At 34.6% G+C, this 18,460-nt stretch carries 16 protein-coding genes; 15 read left to right on the forward strand and 1 reads right to left on the reverse strand.

The features are described from left to right. Positions 1-23 precede the first annotated feature (23 nt). Both AAG068_RS02915 and AAG068_RS02920 read left to right on the forward strand, forming a co-directional pair. Positions 24-1,634 carry an ATP-binding protein gene (locus AAG068_RS02915; protein ID WP_428845982.1) on the forward strand — a complete coding sequence of 537 codons (1,611 nt, stop codon included), beginning with the start codon at positions 24-26 and terminating at the stop codon, positions 1,632-1,634. Next, positions 1,634-2,326 carry a response regulator gene (locus AAG068_RS02920; protein WP_342717746.1) on the forward strand — a complete coding sequence of 231 codons (693 nt, stop codon included), beginning with the start codon at positions 1,634-1,636 and terminating at the stop codon, positions 2,324-2,326. The genes AAG068_RS02915 and AAG068_RS02920 overlap by 1 nt, the downstream gene beginning before the upstream one ends. 44 nt (positions 2,327-2,370) lie before the next feature. Here AAG068_RS02920 and AAG068_RS02925 read toward each other — a convergent pair whose 3' ends face one another. Then, entirely contained in the window at positions 2,371-3,675 is a 1,305-nt protein-coding gene (locus AAG068_RS02925; RefSeq protein ID WP_342717748.1) for a CitMHS family transporter, read from the reverse strand. Positions 3,676-3,928: 253 nt separating this feature from the next. On the opposite strand from AAG068_RS02925, the gene AAG068_RS02930 reads away from it, so the two are divergent. From AAG068_RS02930 to AAG068_RS02990, 13 genes are all read left to right on the forward strand, one after another. Beyond that, entirely contained in the window at positions 3,929-4,183 is a 255-nt protein-coding gene (locus AAG068_RS02930) for a hypothetical protein (RefSeq protein WP_342717750.1), read from the forward strand. A gap of 131 nt (positions 4,184-4,314) precedes the next feature. Further along, entirely contained in the window at positions 4,315-4,818 is a 504-nt protein-coding gene (locus AAG068_RS02935; RefSeq protein WP_342717752.1) for a nitrous oxide reductase accessory protein NosL, read from the forward strand. Positions 4,819-5,055: 237 nt separating this feature from the next. Next, complete coding sequence (locus AAG068_RS02940; protein ID WP_342717754.1) at positions 5,056-5,928, forward strand: ankyrin repeat domain-containing protein; 873 nt, start codon at positions 5,056-5,058, stop codon at positions 5,926-5,928. 633 nt (positions 5,929-6,561) lie between these two features. After that, complete coding sequence (locus AAG068_RS02945; RefSeq protein WP_342717756.1) at positions 6,562-7,266, forward strand: metallophosphoesterase family protein; 705 nt, start codon at positions 6,562-6,564, stop codon at positions 7,264-7,266. Between the two features lie 151 nt (positions 7,267-7,417). After that, complete coding sequence (locus AAG068_RS02950; RefSeq protein WP_342717758.1) at positions 7,418-8,089, forward strand: response regulator transcription factor; 672 nt, start codon at positions 7,418-7,420, stop codon at positions 8,087-8,089. After that, the gene (locus AAG068_RS02955) at positions 8,086-9,336 is read left to right on the forward strand and encodes a sensor histidine kinase (protein WP_428845983.1); all 1,251 of its coding nucleotides are present in this window, start codon (positions 8,086-8,088) and stop codon (positions 9,334-9,336) included. The genes AAG068_RS02950 and AAG068_RS02955 overlap by 4 nt, the downstream gene beginning before the upstream one ends. 205 nt (positions 9,337-9,541) lie before the next feature. Then, positions 9,542-10,363, forward strand: a complete 822-nt coding sequence (locus tag AAG068_RS02960; protein ID WP_342717762.1) for a transporter — start codon at positions 9,542-9,544, stop codon at positions 10,361-10,363. Between the two features lie 13 nt (positions 10,364-10,376). Next, positions 10,377-11,126 carry a C39 family peptidase gene (locus AAG068_RS02965; protein ID WP_342717764.1) on the forward strand — a complete coding sequence of 250 codons (750 nt, stop codon included), beginning with the start codon at positions 10,377-10,379 and terminating at the stop codon, positions 11,124-11,126. A 376-nt stretch (positions 11,127-11,502) separates the two neighbouring features. Further along, the gene (locus tag AAG068_RS02970; protein WP_428845994.1) at positions 11,503-13,344 is read left to right on the forward strand and encodes a methyl-accepting chemotaxis protein; all 1,842 of its coding nucleotides are present in this window, start codon (positions 11,503-11,505) and stop codon (positions 13,342-13,344) included. 78 nt (positions 13,345-13,422) lie between these two features. Then, the gene (locus AAG068_RS02975; protein ID WP_342717768.1) at positions 13,423-15,027 is read left to right on the forward strand and encodes a sensor histidine kinase; all 1,605 of its coding nucleotides are present in this window, start codon (positions 13,423-13,425) and stop codon (positions 15,025-15,027) included. Next, positions 15,024-15,731: a response regulator gene (locus AAG068_RS02980; protein WP_342717770.1), complete on the forward strand. Its 708-nt coding sequence runs from the start codon at positions 15,024-15,026 to the stop codon at positions 15,729-15,731. Before AAG068_RS02975 ends, AAG068_RS02980 begins: the two co-directional genes overlap by 4 nt. 122 nt (positions 15,732-15,853) lie before the next feature. Then, positions 15,854-17,200: a 2-hydroxycarboxylate transporter family protein gene (locus tag AAG068_RS02985; RefSeq protein WP_342717772.1), complete on the forward strand. Its 1,347-nt coding sequence runs from the start codon at positions 15,854-15,856 to the stop codon at positions 17,198-17,200. A 59-nt stretch (positions 17,201-17,259) separates the two neighbouring features. Beyond that, entirely contained in the window at positions 17,260-18,459 is a 1,200-nt protein-coding gene (locus AAG068_RS02990; RefSeq protein ID WP_342717774.1) for an NAD(P)-dependent malic enzyme, read from the forward strand. Position 18,460: the final 1 nt, after the last annotated feature.

An 18,460-nucleotide genomic window follows, 5' to 3' on the forward strand; every position in this document is an offset into this window, starting at 1 on the left:
CTACTTTTAATCATGTTAGGGGAATGGTTTTGAAATTGAAAAAATTAAAACTACAACCGAGAATTACTTTAACAATTAGTACACTTATTTTAGTTGTACTTCTGTTAACAAGCTATTTATTCTATTACATATTGTCTGAAACAGTAGAAGAGCAAATTGGGAAACGTGCTTTGCATGTTGCGAAAACCGTTGCTGCTATACCTGAAATAAAGGAAGCTTTTCAAAAAGAAAACCCAGCTTCTATCATTCAGCCAATTGCAGAAAAAATTCGAATTGATACAGATGCTGATTTTATTGTAGTTGGAAACAAAGAGGGGATTCGATATGCACATCCTAAGCGAGATAAAATAGGAGAAGCAATGGTTGGTGGAGATAATAAAGGAGTTCTATTAGAAGGAAAATCTTATATTTCGAAAGCAACTGGATCATTAGGACCTTCATTACGCGGCAAAGTTCCAATCCGTAATCAGGAAAATGAAATTATAGGTGTAGTGTCTGTTGGATTTTCAATGGATGATATTCATGGAGCGGTAGAAGTATATGGAAAACGTGTATTTTGGATTACAATAATAGGTCTTTTAATCGGGGTAATTGGTTCTATATATTTAGCGGGAAGTATAAAAAGAATGATGTTTGGGATGGAGCCAGAAGAAATTTCATCTTTATATGAAGAGCATAGTACAGTGATTCAATCTGTACGTGAAGGGATTATTGTTATTGATCAAAATGGCATAATTAGTTTAGTTAATCAAGCAGCTTACGATATTCTTTCGCTAGATGAACAACGAAATATTATTGGAGAATTTATTTTAAATGTAATTCCTAATTCAACGATATTAGATGTACTTCAAACTGGTGAAGAACAGTTTGATCGTCAATTAAATATAAAAGGGCAGGCTGTTATTGCGAATCGTCTACCTATTAAAGTAAAGAATAGAGTAACGGGTGTTGTATCGAGCTTACGTTTGAAATCTGAAATGGATCAGTTAACAGCAGAGTTATCTCAGACGAAGCAATATACAGAGGCATTAAGAGCGCAAACACATGAATATAACAACTTGTTGTATACGCTTTCAGGCCTTATTCAGTTAGAATCATATGAAGATGCTTTAGAGCTAATTCATAAGGAAACAGCGATATATCAAGATTTTGTCCAATTCATTATGAAGCGAATTCAAAATCCATGGTTAGGTGGGATTTTAATTGGATTCTATAATAGAGCAAGAGAGTTGAAGATTGATTTTATGCTAGATCGTGAAAGTAGCTTAGAAAAATTAAGCCCGCATATTGAGAGTAATTATGTCGTTTCTATTTTAGGGAATTTAATTACGAATGCATTTGAAGCAATTGAAAGAAATGAAGAGAATGATAAGAAGGTAAGGATGTTTGTAACTGATATCGGAGAAGAAATAGTAATTGAAGTGGAAGATTCAGGACAAGGGATTCATGATGAAGTCATTACTAGCATATTCTATAAAGGCTTCTCGACGAAAGAAGGCGGGAAGCGAGGATATGGATTAGCGAAGGTGAAAGAATTGGTAGAAGATTTAAATGGGAGTATTGCAATCGAAAAAGGGGATTTAGGTGGTGCATTATTTATTATTGCATTACCAAAAGAGAGAGGCGAATTGTAATGGGTGAGGAGATTGAAGTATTGATTGTAGAGGATGATATTCGAATTGCGGACATTCATCGTCGTTTTACTGAAAAGGTTGAGGGGTTTAAAGTAATTGGAACAGCAACGACTGGGGAACAAGCGAAAGAATGGTTAGATCTTGTGAAACCACAGCTCGTTTTATTAGACGTGTACTTACCTGATATGCAAGGTACGGAACTTGTTACGTATATTAGGCATAATTTACATGATACAGATATTATTATGATTACAGCTGCATCGGAAACAGATGTAGTGAGGCATGCTTTACGAGGCGGAGTAACAGATTATATCGTAAAGCCACTTATGTTTGATCGTTTTAAAGCAAGTTTGGAAAATTATCAAAAAAAGCTTGTGCAGTTAAAGAAAAATAATCAATTATCTATAGAACAAATTGAACATCTATGGTCTCAAAGAGGCGTGAAGGGAAATGAAATAGAATATGCCCCGAAAGGGATAGATCCTTTAACTTTAGCAAAAATAAAAAAGCATATGTTAACAGTGAGTGAAGAAGGAATTACGGCAGAAATGTTAAGTGCGATGGTAGGAGTAAGTAGGTCGACAGCGAGGCGTTATTTAGAGTATTTAATATCAGGAAAGAAAGTACATGCGGAACTTACATATGGGAGCGTTGGGAGACCAGAAAGAAGGTATTTTCTTGTTCCTTCATAATAAAAAAACAGTAGAGGCTATGTGCCCTCTGCTGTTTTTTTATCTTATATTGGAATAATCCCAATTACAATTCCAGTAATCAACATCACCATTGTCGTTCCAACTGCCCATAATAAAGTGAAGCGTTGATGTTCACCAAAATCCACTTTGGCCATTCCGACTAATAAATAAGTGGATGCGACAAGAGGACTTAATAAGTGAACAGGTTGCCCGAGTAATGAAGCGCGTCCCATTTCAGCTGCACTAATTCCGTAAGCAGCGGCAGCTTTCGTTAAAATAGGTAATACGCCGAAATAAAAAGCATCGTTGGACATGAAAAATGTGAACGGCATACTAAGAAGTGCCGTAATAATTGGCAGTTGTGGTCCAAGAGCATCTGGTATAAGAGTGACTACACTTTGAGCCATTGCATCTACCATTTTCGTTCCTGATAAAATACCAGTGAAAATTCCAGCGGCAAATACGAGAGAAACAACCGCTAATACATTTCCTGCGTGAGAAGCAATACGTTCTTTCTGTTGTTCTAAGTTCGGATAGTTAAGCATAACAGCAATAGCGAAAGCAATTGTAAATAAAACAGGTAACGGCATAACTTCTAGTATGAGACAGACAAGTAAAGTAGCGGTTAATAAAAAGTTAATCCATAGAAGTTTGGGGCGCTTATGAACAGCAGATTCCACTGTGGCAGCTTGCTCATCCATCGTTTGCATTTGTTTTAAATGTTGTACATCCATAATTCCTAAACGTTTTCTTTCTTTTTTGCCAAGATAGTAAGCAACGAAAACGACCCAAATGGCACCAGCGATCATTCCTGGTATAAGTGGTGTAAAGAGCTCTGATGCGTCTAGTCCAAGAGCACTCATAACCCGAGCTGTCGGTCCGCCCCACGGTGTAAGATTTGTTACTCCTGCCCCTAACATAACAACCCCAGCTAATATAAGTGGATTCATTCCAAGGCGTTTATATAGTGGATACATTGCAGAAACAGTAATCATATATGTCGTTGTTCCATCCCCATCTAATGAAACGATAATTGTAAGAATCGCTGTACCAACAACAATTTTTAAAGGGTCTCCTTTTACAAATTTCAAAATCCGACTAATGACAGGATCAAATAAACCGCTATCAATCATAATTCCAAAATACAAAATAGCGAACATAAGCATAATACCAGTAGGTGCTAGTTTTTGAATTCCTTCTAACATCATAGGTCCCATATTTGCATAAAAACCACCAATTAATGCGAAAGTAATTGGTATTAATATTAATGCGACTAGTGCAGACATACGTTTCGTCATAATTAAAAACATAAAGACAAATACCATCGCAAATCCAAGTAGTGCTAACATGTAATCTCCCCCTCAAAAATGATTACGATTTCAAAAAAAGAATGAAAATTCAGAAAAAGTTTTTTTGTTTATCATAAAAGCATCCATCCAAATGGTAAATAATTTGAAAAATAACATCATTAGAAGCATAATTTTTATTTTGGTCATTTTGTTCACGTTAGTTAATTTGAATTTTTAAAAAGTAAGCTGCTCTCCGTAAGAATGGTAGAATAAGATGAAAATATTGAAGTGTGAAATAGGGAGTAGATTTTATATGAAAACGAGAATGGAAGAGATTTATAGTTCTTATGAAGGAAAAGTAGAGGAGATTTTTGTTAATGAATCTTCTTACGTATATGAGTGGGAAAAGTTAATGATGATCCGAAAAAATAACGGTGAGCTTGAAAAGGTTTCGGTCGGCATCAGTGGAAATATAAGATTAGTAAATGTAGTTGTTGGACAGCAAATTAATACAGATACATTATTAGTTAAGTTAGAAGATGATTTATTAATTACAGGTTGTGAATGATGAAAGATGTGTAGATATGACTACACATCTTTTTTGTTCCATATATTACAAAAGACACATCATTTTTTCACAAATCGCACACAAGTTTTTGATATGCTCCTAGTGGAAGATACGGTTAGGGAGGAAATGAAATGAGAACAAAGTATGTGATGCTTGCTATATGCTTATTTTTTGTCTTTACAATTGTAGGATGTGGTAAGAAACAAGGAGAGGCAGTAGCAATCGATGAGAAACATGATAAGTGTGATATTTGCCAAATTGGGGTAATGGATAATCAATTTGCAACGGAAATCATTTTAGAAAATGGAAAAGCGTTAAAGTTTGATGATATCGGTTGTATGTATAAATGGATGGAGATTAATCCGGGCGAAAAGACGAAAGAAAAATTTGTTCGAGATTATGATTCGAAAGATTGGGTTTCGTTAGAAGACGCTACTTATGTATATGATAAAACAATTACAACACCAATGGCTTATAACGTCATTTCATTTAAAAACAAAAAAGATGCAAAGAACTTTGTATCTAACTATAAGGGGAAAGTTCTTTCATATAAAGAGCTAGCAGAGCATAAATGGGAAATGAATAAAGAAATGATGGGGAATCCGAAAAAGGGAAATCACGGTGGACATCATTAATACTAGAAAAAGACAACTATATAGTTGTCTTTTTCTAGTATTATTCAGGTGCAAATATAGAAAAGGTGTAAAATTTTTAGAAGAACGGTTACAATGGAATATAGTAACCTAAAGCAATCATTTATGTACTTTTTAGAAATGTATACAAATGCGGTAAAATCGTGCTAAACTAATTGCTTCGCTAATATAAGTTTAGATAATCCGATTAAAGAAGGAATATAAAGAGCTTATGGATAAATGTACTCAAGAAGAGTTATTGTATGTGATGGAGGAATGGTTAAGAAAACATTATCTTTCATAGGAGCTGTAGTTGTGAGAAAACAAAAAATTTTATTATGTATGTTATTAGGACTTTTAATGACGGTAGTGGCTTGCGATAAGCAAGAGGAGCCAGAATCGAAACCGGTTCATGTGAAAAACGAAAAGAAAAAAGAACAGCATAAAGAACAGGAAGAATCTAAAGAAGAAAAAAGTATAAATTTAATGGACAAACAGTTACTACTTTCTGCGACCCTTGGAGACACAGAAACAGCTATGAAGCTGATTCAAGATGGAGCTAATATAAACGTAGAAGGTGACAACGGAGAAACACCTATCCTTGCAGCAACGTATCAAAATCATGTAGAGACAGTTAAAGCATTAATTGGTGCAGGTGCTAATATTGAAAGTAAAGATGAGAAACAAAGTAATCCATTTCTTTATGCAAGTAGAGAAGGATATACAGACATTGTAAAGCTACTAATTAATGCAGGAGTTAATACGAAAGAAACGACTAAATCAGGTGGAACAGCACTCATTTTTGCATCTGAACGTGGCCATGTAGAGGTCGTAAAAGAATTGTTAGAGCATACAGATATTGATGTGAATTATAAAAATGCTCGTGGTGGAACAGCTTTAGTAGAAGCAATCGTATTAGGAAATGGTAGTGAAAATCATAAGAAAGTAATTCAAATGCTTATTGACCACGGGGCAGATGTAAATATGGCCAATAAGGAAAATATTACGCCACTGCAATATGCTGAAAAAAGAGGTTTTAAAGATATTGCAAATATGTTGAGGGTTGCTGGGGCGAATGAAGTAGTACAGCCACAACCACAACCGGTGGAATAACAAGCATGAAATAATCCCATTTAGATAGACAGAATGAAGAAGTCATTTCGTATGATGGATTCAGTAATGTGTATTTGAATGGGATTTTTGTTTTGAAAAAATTGTTTGAAGAGAGGGATAGATACACAGTAAACAAGGAGGAGAAAACAATTTAAGCAGAGATTTTACTTGTTTATAACCAACTAGGAATAATAAAGTGTGTAAATGAACATGGAAATAAGAAAGCCGTATCCGAAAAAGGATACGGCTTTTTTTAGGAGATAAGGGATCAAAAAAATGAAGAAGTCTTATCCCTTTTATATGAGTAAAGGGTCTAGAATGAATCTTGTCCTTTTCATTATTTGTTTAACTCCATTGCGACTTGTTTACCGTTAACGAAAACTTCTGCCACTGCTACTACAACTTCCATCACTTTTTTCATTTCTCATCTCTCCTTGTTTTTTGTTTCATTTCTTACTTTTAGTATAAGGAAATATAGCAATTGCAACTATCGAATTGGATGACAAGAGACTTACATTGTTGTAAGGATAATCGTTTTATTTGTAATAAATATGATTTTGAATATGAGTTCAAAGGATTCTGTTGTTTTGAAATATAATTAGAAAGAGAGTGGCCTAGAAAGAAGGGGATAATATGAAAAGGATTCTTGTTATTAGTGATATTCATGGAGAAATAGAAAAGTTCGAACAGTTACTGGAAGAAGCTCAATACGATGCAAAACAGGATCAATTAATTTTACTGGGAGATTATGTGGATCGTGGTCCAAATGCGCGTGCAGTAATTGAAAAAGTAAAAGAGTTAAAAGAAGATGGAGCCCTCGTTCTAAAGGGCAATCATGAAGATATGATGATTAAGGCGTTAACGACAGATGATGAACGTTCATGGAACCATTGGGTAAAAAGAAATGGTGGAGATAAGACTTTATATAGTTATGGATTTGTGGAAGAAGATATTGTGGTTAATGAGGAGAATTTCCAAAAACCGATTTTACAATCGCGTGTATTAGATGAACATGTAAAGTTTATTCAAAAATTAGATCATTACATTGAAACAGAAGAGTATATATTTGTACATGCTGGTGTTGAGCCATTGAAGCAGGTTTCGGAATGTGAACCATATACGTTAATGTGGATTCGTAATGAGTTTCATAGTGGATATAGCGGGGAAAAGGTTGTTGTATTTGGTCATACGGAAACAAAAACGCTTCATGGTAGTGAGAATTGTGGTGTATATTTTGGGAGCAATCGTATTATAGGAATTGATGGCGGTGCTGTATATGGCGGCCAGCTAAATTGTTTAGAATTGCCGAGCAAAAAGGTATACGTAGTAAAAAATTGAAAGAGATAAGAGGAATCTTATTTCTTTCAATTTTTTATTAAGCTAAATTTAAGGAAGAGCTTATATAATAAGTCTTCCAAATTTTACATCGAGAAAAACGTTAAAATGTAATTATAATATAGAATCGAACAATATGGTGGAAGGTGAGAATATGCGCTTACTCGTAGTAGAAGATAATGCTTCCTTATTAGAGTCTATTGTCCAAATATTACGCGATGAATTTGAAGTAGATACAGCATTGAATGGAGAAGATGGATTATTTCTAGCGTTACAAAATATATATGATGCCATTTTACTTGATGTGATGATGCCAGAAATGGATGGTTTTGAAGTAATTCAAAAAATACGTGAGGAAAAGATTGAAACACCAGTCCTGTTTTTAACAGCGAGAGATTCTCTAGAAGATCGCGTGAAAGGGTTGGATTTTGGCGGGGATGATTATATCGTTAAGCCATTTCAGGCTCCAGAGTTAAAAGCGAGAATTCGTGCTTTATTACGACGAAGCGGTAGTTTAACAACAAAGCAGACTATTCGTTATAAAGGGATTGAACTGTTCGGAAAAGATAAAGACGTTCAAGTAGATGGACAAAGTATGAAGCTAACATTAAAACAATATGAGCTTCTAGAGTACCTCGTTCAAAATAGCGGAAAAATTTTAATGCGTGAACAAATTTTTGATCGTGTTTGGGGATTTGATTCTGATACGACAGTAGCAATTGTAGAAGTGTATGTACATCATTTACGTAAAAAATTAGAGCCATTCGGTTATCAGAAAGATATTCAAACCGTTCGAGGTATTGGATATATATTAAAAGAACAATGAAAAAGGGAAGTATGTTTCAGAAGACACGTATTCGATTGACTATATTGAATTCATTAGTATTTATCATTTTGATAGGTGTATTAGGTAGTATTATTTATTCGTACACATATAATCGTATTTATAATGAAGTAGATATATCGATAGGAAAATCCGTTCAGCATAGAAAGAATTCAGATGATAAAAAACTACCTAAAAAAATTAGGGGATATCCTCCAATTGGGGATCCAAGGATAATGGAGTTAACTTGGCTTGGAAACACAGTGGAGATAGGTATTGAAAACAGCAAACGTCGTTTTATCTTTGAAGATAATTTGGAAAAGTTTTCTCCGAAGAAATTAGGAACTTTGCAAGATATAGAAGTGCAAGGGCAATATTTTAGAACGTTTGCATTTCAACAAGATACAAAAATAGTTCAAATTGTAAGGGATATAACAGCTGAAAAAGAAATGTTAAATACTTTATTTTTAATTCTTGTGATAGGTTGTAGCGTAGGAAGTTTATGTGCAATAGGAATTGGCTTTTTCTTAGCTGGCAGGGCACTCGTACCCATTCAAATTTCATGGGAGAAACAGCAGCAGTTCGTTTCGGATGCATCACATGAATTAAGGACACCACTTGCGGTTATTCAATCCAAAACGGATGTGTTATTTCAGTCACCATCTGCGACAATAGAAGAAAAAGCGATGGATATTTCTACGATTTCCAAGGAGTGTAGACGGTTATCTAAGCTTGTAGCTAATTTATTATTGTTAGCACGTTCAGATTCTAATCAAATTGAGATGGATAAGAAAACATTTGAAATGGATGTATTGTTAGAAGAAATAGTAGATCCATATAAGGAAATTGCTTCTTATCAAGAAAAAGCGATGATATTGCAAGTAGAACATAACATATCATTTATGGGTGATAGAGAACGAATCCATCAAATGATGGTCATATTGTTAGATAATGCGATGAAGTATACGAATGAAGGTGGTCATATTCAAATCGATTGTACGCAAACGAACAGTTCGATTCGTATACGAGTGAAAGATGATGGGATAGGAGTGGAAGATGAGGACATCCCTAAACTATTTAATCGTTTTTATCAAGGTGATAAAGCAAGAAGTGCGTCAGAAGGAGCAGGATTAGGTCTTTCAATCGCAAATTGGATTGTAGAAAAGCATTATGGAAAAATATTAGTAGAGAGCAAATGGGGAGAGGGCACTTGTTTTGAAGTGATTCTTCCGAAAAACCAAAGGATATAAGTGAGAAGACGATCTTGTTTTACAAGGTCGTCTTTTTTTAAGGGAAAGTTAAGAAACTATTTATAACATGTATTATATACAGAAAGCTCGCCCTATGAAGAAGCGATTATAAAAAGGTATTTGAGCAGATTATATCAATCATAACGTTATTTTGATTATGTATAGGGAATGATGGAAAAGAACGTGTAAGAGGGAGGAATTAATTTTGAAAAAGAAAATGATGACGGTATTCACTATTGGAGTAATGAGTTTAAGTATATTAGGGGGTGCCTCTCCTTCTGAAACATCAAAAGGAAAGACAGATTACGAGCAGCGCAGCAAAGAACAATTAAACAATGGGAAGATACATGCGGTGCATACAGAAGAAAAGGCGGAGAATCTAGGGATTGAAACGGAAGGGAAAGAACAAATTACGCTAGAAAAAGAAATCCATGAAACAGAAGTAGGAAGGGAAGCAGAACAGTTAGGAATTTCGATTGAAGGAAAAGACGTTGGAACTCTTTCCGAAGAAATTTATGAAACAAAAATAAAGCAAGAAGCGTTAAAGCTAGGGATATCTATAGAGAATACAACGATTATAAATTTAATTAATCAAATTAATACGATTAAAATTAACGATGAAGCGGATAAATTAGGCATCTCAACAAAAGGAAAAGAAATAGAGGACATTGAGGAAGAAATCTATGGAACGAAAGTAAGGGAGGAAGCAGGGAAGTTAGGTATTTCCCAAAAAGGAAAAGAGATAGAAATGTTAGCACAAGAAGTGTATGAACAAAAAGTACAGGAAGAAGCAAAAAAATATCATATTGATTTGTATGGTAAAGATAAATATCAAGTATTAAAAGAAATTAATGAACAAAAAGTATTACAAATGGCAGATGAGCTTAATATGGATAAAACGAGTATGAACGTTCAAGAATTAGCCGAAAAAATAAAAAAAGATCAGCCTGAAAAAGGCAAAGAACTAAATTTTGTACCGGTGATTCGCACGGATGCTGACGCGTTTTATTCGTATTTAACGAACTAAAAAGGGCGTGAGAGTGATACGGAGATGGAAGTGGTATATATGTATGGCTTTACTAGCTATAGCAGTATGGAATGTATATACAAATGGAATTACAAAGTATGTGGAGAAGTTAACCTTCTTCCATATACGAAGCGGAAAAGAAGCAGAGTTTAGTGATAATGATGAAAAGGTCATCTTATCAAATGTACCTTTCATTCAGCAATTACCAGAGCTAGATAGAGGCTGTGAAGTGACGAGCTTAGCGATGATGTTACAATACGCAGGCATTACAGTGGATAAGATGAAATTAGCAAATGAAATAAAGAAAGTTGATTTTATGAACGATGGTGTACGTGGAAATCCGAATGAAGGATTTGTAGGGAATATTTATACCTTTTCTGAATCTGGATATGGTGTATATCATGGACCACTTTTTCAATTAGCGAAAAAGTATTTACCTAATAAAGCTGTGGATTTAACAGGGAAGAGTATAGAAGAACTTTATAAGAGTGTAAAGGCAGGACAACCGGTAGTTATGATTACAAATGCAACGTTTGCACCATTAGATGAAGATGAATTTACTACATGGGAAACAAATAGTGGAGATGTTTCTATTACGTATAATGAACATTGTGTAGTACTTGTTGGATATGATAAAGAATTTGTATACATTCGAGATCCTCTAAGTGATAGTTTAGATGTAAAAGTACCGAGAGAAAACTTTGAAAAGGCCTGGATACAAATGGGGAGTCAGGCGATTAGTTATGTGAAAAGCTCTAAATGAATTAGTAAGGAAATAGATGTAAGGAATTGTAAGATTTTTGTTGAGAAATAAGAGAACTTCAGCTTATTATATAAGCTGAAGTTTTCTTATTTTTTATGATTAAATCTTTAGAAGTAGTGAATATGTAAAAATGCATAATTGACAAAAAAATTACATGTTATCATTATATATTGTTTTATATATGTTACTTGTATAAAATTACACAAGTATTCACATTACATAAAGGAGGCTTATTATGCAAAAAATATTTAACTGGGTTAAATGCATGAGTATCAAGAAAAAATTAATCATTTCATTTTTTCTTATTTTAACTATACCAGGACTTATTATCGGTGGTGTTTCATATCAAACTGCCAAAACAAATTTTGAACAACAAATCACAGGTAAAGCAAAGGAAAACATTTCGATTTTAAATACTGTTATTTCTCAAAATATAGAAGAGAAATTTGTTGATGCAGCATACTTTGCAGACATCTTGACAGAAGATACATATCCAAACGGACAAGAAGAAATAGTAAGAGCAAAGTTAGCTCAATATATAAAACTTCATCCAGAAGTAGAAGGTATTTATATTGGAACACAGACGGGAAAGTTTATAAGAGAACCATTTATCAAAATGGCTGATGGATATAATCCAACAGATAGATCTTGGTATAAAGAAGCGCATGAAAATAAAGGGAAAGTAATTGTTACTGCACCATATCAATCAGCATCTACCAAAAATATGGTAGTGACAATTGCTAAAGAAGTAAAAGATGGTAAAGGTGTTATAGGAATTAACTTAAATTTAGATAACATCTTAAAAATTTCCAAAATGATTAACATTGGTGAAAAAGGTTATGCAGTTATTTTAGATCAAAATAAGCAAATTGTTAGTCATCCATCTAGAAAACCAGGTGCAAAAGTTACTGATCCTTGGATTAAACCAATTTATGAAGATAAACAAGGAAATGTGTCTTATACAGAACAAGATGATAAAAAGAATTTAATCTTTGCAACAAATGAGAAAACAGGATGGAAAGTAGTAGGAGTTATGTTCGACGAAGAAATTACCCAAGCTGCGAATCCAGTATTTTATAAGACTTTTATTGTCATAGCTATAGCTATTGTATTTGGTAGTGTATTAATTTATTTCATTACAAAGTCTATTACAAGACCATTAAGAAAAATAGCTGACTCGGCACATAAAATTAGTAAGGGAGATTTGACTGAGAAAATTACAATCTATTCCAAGGATGACATAGGGAAATTAGGGGATTCCTTCAATAAAATGTCTGCCTCTTTACAAGATGTGATTACTCAAATTAGTTTTTCAGCAGAACATGTCGCTGCATCGGCTGAAGAGTTAACAGCGAGCGTACAGCAAGCAAATGATGCGACAGATCAAATTACAATTGCAATGGAACAAGTATCAGGTGGGGCTGAATCACAAAGTCAAGGTGTTGAAGAAGGTGCGGCTACATTACAACAAGTAAATACTGCAATTCAAGATGTAAATGGAAGCGCGGAATCAATTTCTATCTCCTCATTACATGCGAAAGAAAGAGCTGAAGAAGGGGAAGAATTGGTTGAACAAACAGCAAAACAAATGCAGTCTATTTCTAAATCGGTATCCGAGTCAGATGCTATTATTAAACTTCTTGATGAGAAATCAAAGCAGGTAGGAGCTATTTCTGAAGCAATTCAAAATATCGCTACTCAAACGAACTTATTAGCTTTAAATGCAGCTATTGAAGCAGCAAGAGCAGGTGAACAGGGCCGAGGATTTGCTATTGTAGCAGATGAGGTTAGAAAATTAGCGGAGCAATCAGGAGAATCATCTGGAGAGATTGCAAATTTAATTGCAGAAATTAAGGCTGATATTGAACATACTGTTAAGGCGATGGATAATGTGAATGGGGAAGTTCAACAAGGTCTTGATGTTGTAACAAAAACGAAGGTGAGTTTTACGGAAATTTTAAGTTCTACTACACATATTGTTTCTCAAGTGAATCAAATGGTAGAAACAACGAAGAGAATTGCTGGAGATGCAAATGAAGTGACAAATGCTATTGATGAAATCGCAGCAGCTGCAGAAGAAAATACAGCTAGTATGCAAAGTGTTGCTGCTTCAACAGAAGAACAAATGAATTCAATGGAAGAAATTAGTTCAGCTTCGCAAAATTTAGCTGAGATGGCCGAAGAACTACAAGCGATGACTAGTAAATTTAAAGTATAATAACAGCAGATAAGTAAGGTGAAAATAATATCACCTTACTTATTTTTCTATTCAGTAATTAGGGGAGTCATTAACGGGATGAAAAAAAGAAAAAGACTATGGAATTTATGGAAAACGATTACATTGTTAGTTTGTACAGTTGTAATTTTTTCTTTACTTGTGACAGATATATTAATTAGTCATAATGTAGAACGGACGACGGAGGATAGCCAAGCAGAGAAAGCAAAAACAATTGCACATATTGTGGCGAATGATTCGATTGTGATCGATGGTTTGACTGGGAAAGCAGATACTTCTGCAATCCAAACGTATACAAATAGAATATTAAAAAACACAGGTGTTCAATTTATTGTAGTTATGGACATGAATGGAATAAGAAAATCACATCCAAATCCTCAAAAAATAGGTCATCATTTTATTGGGGGAGATGAAGGGCCTGCATTGAAAGGAAAGGAACATGTATCGCTGGCAGAAGGAACTTTAGGTATTTCAATGCGAGTATTTGTACCTGTATTTTCTGAAACGGGTGAACAACTTGGAGCGGTGGCCGTTGGTATTTCAGCAGATAATGTAAAAGAGAGAGTTAAGGAAAGTAGACATATTATTTATATTGGAGTTGGAGTTGGAGTACTAGTCGGAATTATAGGAGCAATATTACTAGCTAGACATATAAAGAAAAGTTTATTTGGTCTTGAACCTCACAGGATAGCGAAAATTCTTGAAGAAAGAAATACGATGCTACAATCTGTAAAGGAAGGTATTATTGCTGTAGATAAAGAGGCCAATGTGACTTTAATAAATAATGAGGCAAAACGATTGTTTAAGAAAAGTGGTCTTGAAGAAGATTTTATTGGTAAAGATGTTGAGTTGTATATGCCTAATTCACGTATAAAAGAAGTATTACAAACGGGAGAGGTACAATTAAACGAAGAACAAAATATTTATGGAATTACGATTGTGACGAATCGTGTTCCTTTATATGTAAAAGGAGAAATAGTTGGTGCGATTGCAACATTTCGTGATAAAACAGAGATTAGAAAGTTAGCAGAAGAATTAACTGGTATTAGACTATATGCGGAAGCATTACGGGCACAATCGCATGAATTTATGAATAAAATGCATGTCGTATTAGGGCTTACACACATGAAGCAGTATGAAGAATTGCAGAAGTATATAAGCGGTATGGTATCAGAGCATCAATATGAAATTGGTGGGGTTATGGAAAGGATAAAAAGTCCAGTATTTGCTGGGTTTTTACTTGGGAAACTTAGCTATGCTAGAGAGAAAAATATAAAATTAATCATAAGTGAAGACTCTTACATGCCGGAAATAGATGATGAAAGTATTATTCATGAACTAATTACGATTGTCGGAAATTTAATTGATAATGCATTAGAGGCAGTGACGAATTGTGAAAAGAAGCAAGTTGAACTTGAGATACAATATGGTGATACATTAATCATTACAGTACAAGATACGGGGAAAGGTATACCAGAAGAAGAAATAGGGGCATTATTTACGAAAGGTTATTCCACAAAGGGAGATAACCGTGGTTATGGTTTGTATCTTGTAAAAGAAAGTATACAGCGAATAAATGGGGAAATTCATATGCATTCATTAGTAGGAAAGGGAACAACGATAACAATTGAAATACCTAAAGGTAGGGATGAGAGGCAAATATGATTAAAGTTTTAATTGTAGAAGATGACCCGATGGTAGCAATGTTAAATACGCATTATTTAGAGCAAGTAGGAGGGTTTGAACTTGTTCAAGCAGTTAACTCCGTAAAATCGGCGATAGAAGTATTAGAGGGATCACGAGTAGATTTAGTATTACTTGATATTTTTATGCCTGAAGAGACTGGATTTGAGCTTTTAATGTATATTCGGAACCAAGAAAAAGAAATCGATATTATGATGATTTCAGCTGTACATGATATGGGGAGTATTAAAAAAGCATTACAATATGGCGTAGTAGATTATTTAATTAAACCATTTACATTTGAACGATTTAAAAAGGCGTTAACTATATATCGAGAAAAACTTACTTTCATGAAAGAACAACAAAAAATTAGTCAATCGGAATTAGATTCGTTAATTTTGCAAAAAGAAAAAAGAGAGTCTACTGTTACTAAAGAGCTTCCGAAAGGATTAACGAAGCAAACGTTGCAACTAATTTGGCAGAAAATCGAGTCGCTGAATGGACGAGCGTTTACAACAGATGAAATGGCGCAATTAGTTGGTGTTTCAAGGGTTTCTATTCGAAAGTATGTAATGTTTTTGACTGAAATTGGAGTATTAGAAAACGAAATGGTGTATCAACATGTAGGGAGACCGGTGAGTAAATTAAGATGTATTGACCAAAATAAAATAGAGTTTTACGTATAAGCGACTTATTATAAGTCGCTTATACTTTTTTTAATTACAAAATCAATTACAAAACTTACAAAAACTATTTTTACTGTTGAAAGCGTTTTAATATTGTTATTAAGAAAACAAGGGGGTGCCATATGGGAATTCAAAAGAATGTGGAAGCGGTATCATTTTCTGAAGGAAATGAAGTACAAAGAGAATCTTTCGCTTCTAAAATTATGAATGTAAAAATCGGTGTTATACCTTTACCGTTATATGTAGTATTGGCTGCTATTATTTATGGGGCATCTGTATATAATAAATTGCCAGCAGATATGATTGGTGGATTTGCAGTTATTATGATCATGGGTATTTTCTTAGGAGACATTGGGATGAGAATTCCAATTTTAAAAAATATCGGCGGTCCGGCAATACTTTCGCTATTTATTCCATCATTACTTGTATTTTTTAACTGGATGAATCCAGCTTCAATGGAAGCTGCGACTATGTTAATGAAAAAATCGAACTTCTTATATTTATATATTTCTTGTTTAGTAGTCGGGAGTATTTTAGGAATGAACCGTAAAGTGTTAGTACAAGGTTTCGTTCGTATGTTTATTCCTTTAGTAGTAGGGACGTTAGCTTCTGTAGCAGTAGGATTATTGGTCGGTTCACTATTTGGATTTGAAATGAAGCAAACATTCTTCTTCATCATCGTACCAATTGTGAGTGGTGGTATCGGGGAAGGGATTTTACCATTATCGCTAGCTTATAGTGATATTTTAAACGAATCATCAGCAACGTTTGTATCACAGCTTATTCCAGCGGCTATTATTGGAAATATGTTCGCAATCGTGAGTGCAGGGTATATGAAGCGTTTAGGTGAGAAGAAACCAGAGCTTAGTGGTAACGGTGTATTAGTGAAAACCGACAATCAAGCCGAGTTATTAAAAGAACAAAATACAGAAAAGCCAATTGACTTCTCATTAATGGGAGCAGGTTTATTAATTGCGTGTACGTTCTTCATTTTCGGAGGATTTGCTTCTAAGTTCATCGGTATTCCTGGGGCAATCATTATGATCTTCTCGGCAGCAATTGTAAAATATTTCAAATTAATGCCAGCAAAAATGGAGCAAGGTGCATTCCATTTATATAAATTCATTTCGAAGAATTTAACTTGGCCGTTAATGGTTGGACTAGGATTGCTATATATTCCGCTAAAAGACGTAGCAGCAGTTCTTTCAGTAGGATATGTTGTTGTGTGCGCATCAGTTGTTCTTACAATGGTAGCATCAGGTTTTCTTGTAGGGAAAGTGATGAAAATGTATCCAGTTGAATCAGCAATTGTAACGGGATGTCATAGTGGTTTAGGTGGAACTGGAGATGTTGCTATTTTATCAGCTTCAAATCGTATGGAATTAATGCCTTTTGCGCAAATTTCAACACGTTTAGGCGGGGCAGCAATGGTTGTAACAGCGACAATTTTATTAAAAATGTTTTCATAGTCAAACAAGCTAGCTATATTCATATAGCTAGCTTGTCAAATTAAGGGGAGATTATAAGTATGTTAGAAAATCAAATTAATGAAAGATCATTGTTACTGCATAAAGAATTAGTAGGGAAAATTGAAATTACAAGTAAAGTAGAAGTAAATTCAGCGGATGATTTAAGCCTGACATATACACCAGGTGTAGCAGAGTCTTGCAAAGCAATTGCGGCGGATGAAGAAACCGTGTATGACTATACAGCACGCGGTAATATGGTGGCAGTTGTCTCAGATGGAACAGCGGTACTCGGTTTAGGGAATATTGGACCGAAAGCAGCTATGCCTGTTATGGAAGGAAAGAGTATTTTATTTAAGAAATTTGCGAATGTAGATGCTTTCCCGTTATGTGTAGGTACAACTGATGTGGATGAAATCGTTACCCTTGTAAAAAATTTAGAGCCTACGTTTGCAGGAATTAACTTAGAAGATATTGCAGCACCACGTTGTTTTGAAATTGAAAAGCGATTAAAAGCAGAAACAAATATTCCTGTATTCCATGATGATCAACATGGAACCGCTATTGTCGTTTTAGCAGCTGTTATTAATGCATTAAAAGTTGTTAGCAAACAAATGGATAATGTAAAAATCGTTATTAACGGTGCGGGTTCGGCAGGAATTGCAATTGGGAAACTATTATTAAAGGCTGGTGCAAAGCACATTACGTTAGTTAGCTTAGAAGGTATTGTTTGTGAAGGTGAAACATGGATGAACGAAGCGCAAATTGAAGTTTCAAAAAAGACAAATCGAGAACATGTGCGTGGAACGTTGAAAGAAGCAATTCACCAAGCTGATATTTTTATTGGCGTATCTGCTCCTAACGTATTAACGAAAGAACTTGTACAGACGATGAATGAGAAAGCAATTGTGTTTGCAATGGCGAATCCAATTCCAGAAATCTTTCCAGAGGATGCATTAGAGGCTGGGGCAGCTGTAGTAGGAACCGGGCGCTCGGATTATGCGAATCAAGTAAATAATGTATTAGCGTTCCCGGGGATATTCCGTGGTGCGTTAGATGTGCGCGCGACTGATATTACAGAAGAGATGAAATTAGCGGCAGCATATGGGATCGCTAACATCATTACGGAAGAAGAATGTAATGCGAATTATGTAATCCCGAATCCGTTAGATAAAAGAGTTGTTCCAAGTGTTGCGGAAGCTGTAGCGAAAGCAGCCATTGAGTCAGGTGTGGCACAAATTACAGAAGTGCCAAGTTATTAAT

Origin of the sequence: Bacillus paramycoides, assembly GCF_038971285.1 — a bacterium.
Classification (GTDB): Bacteria; Bacillota; Bacilli; order Bacillales; family Bacillaceae_G; genus Bacillus_A.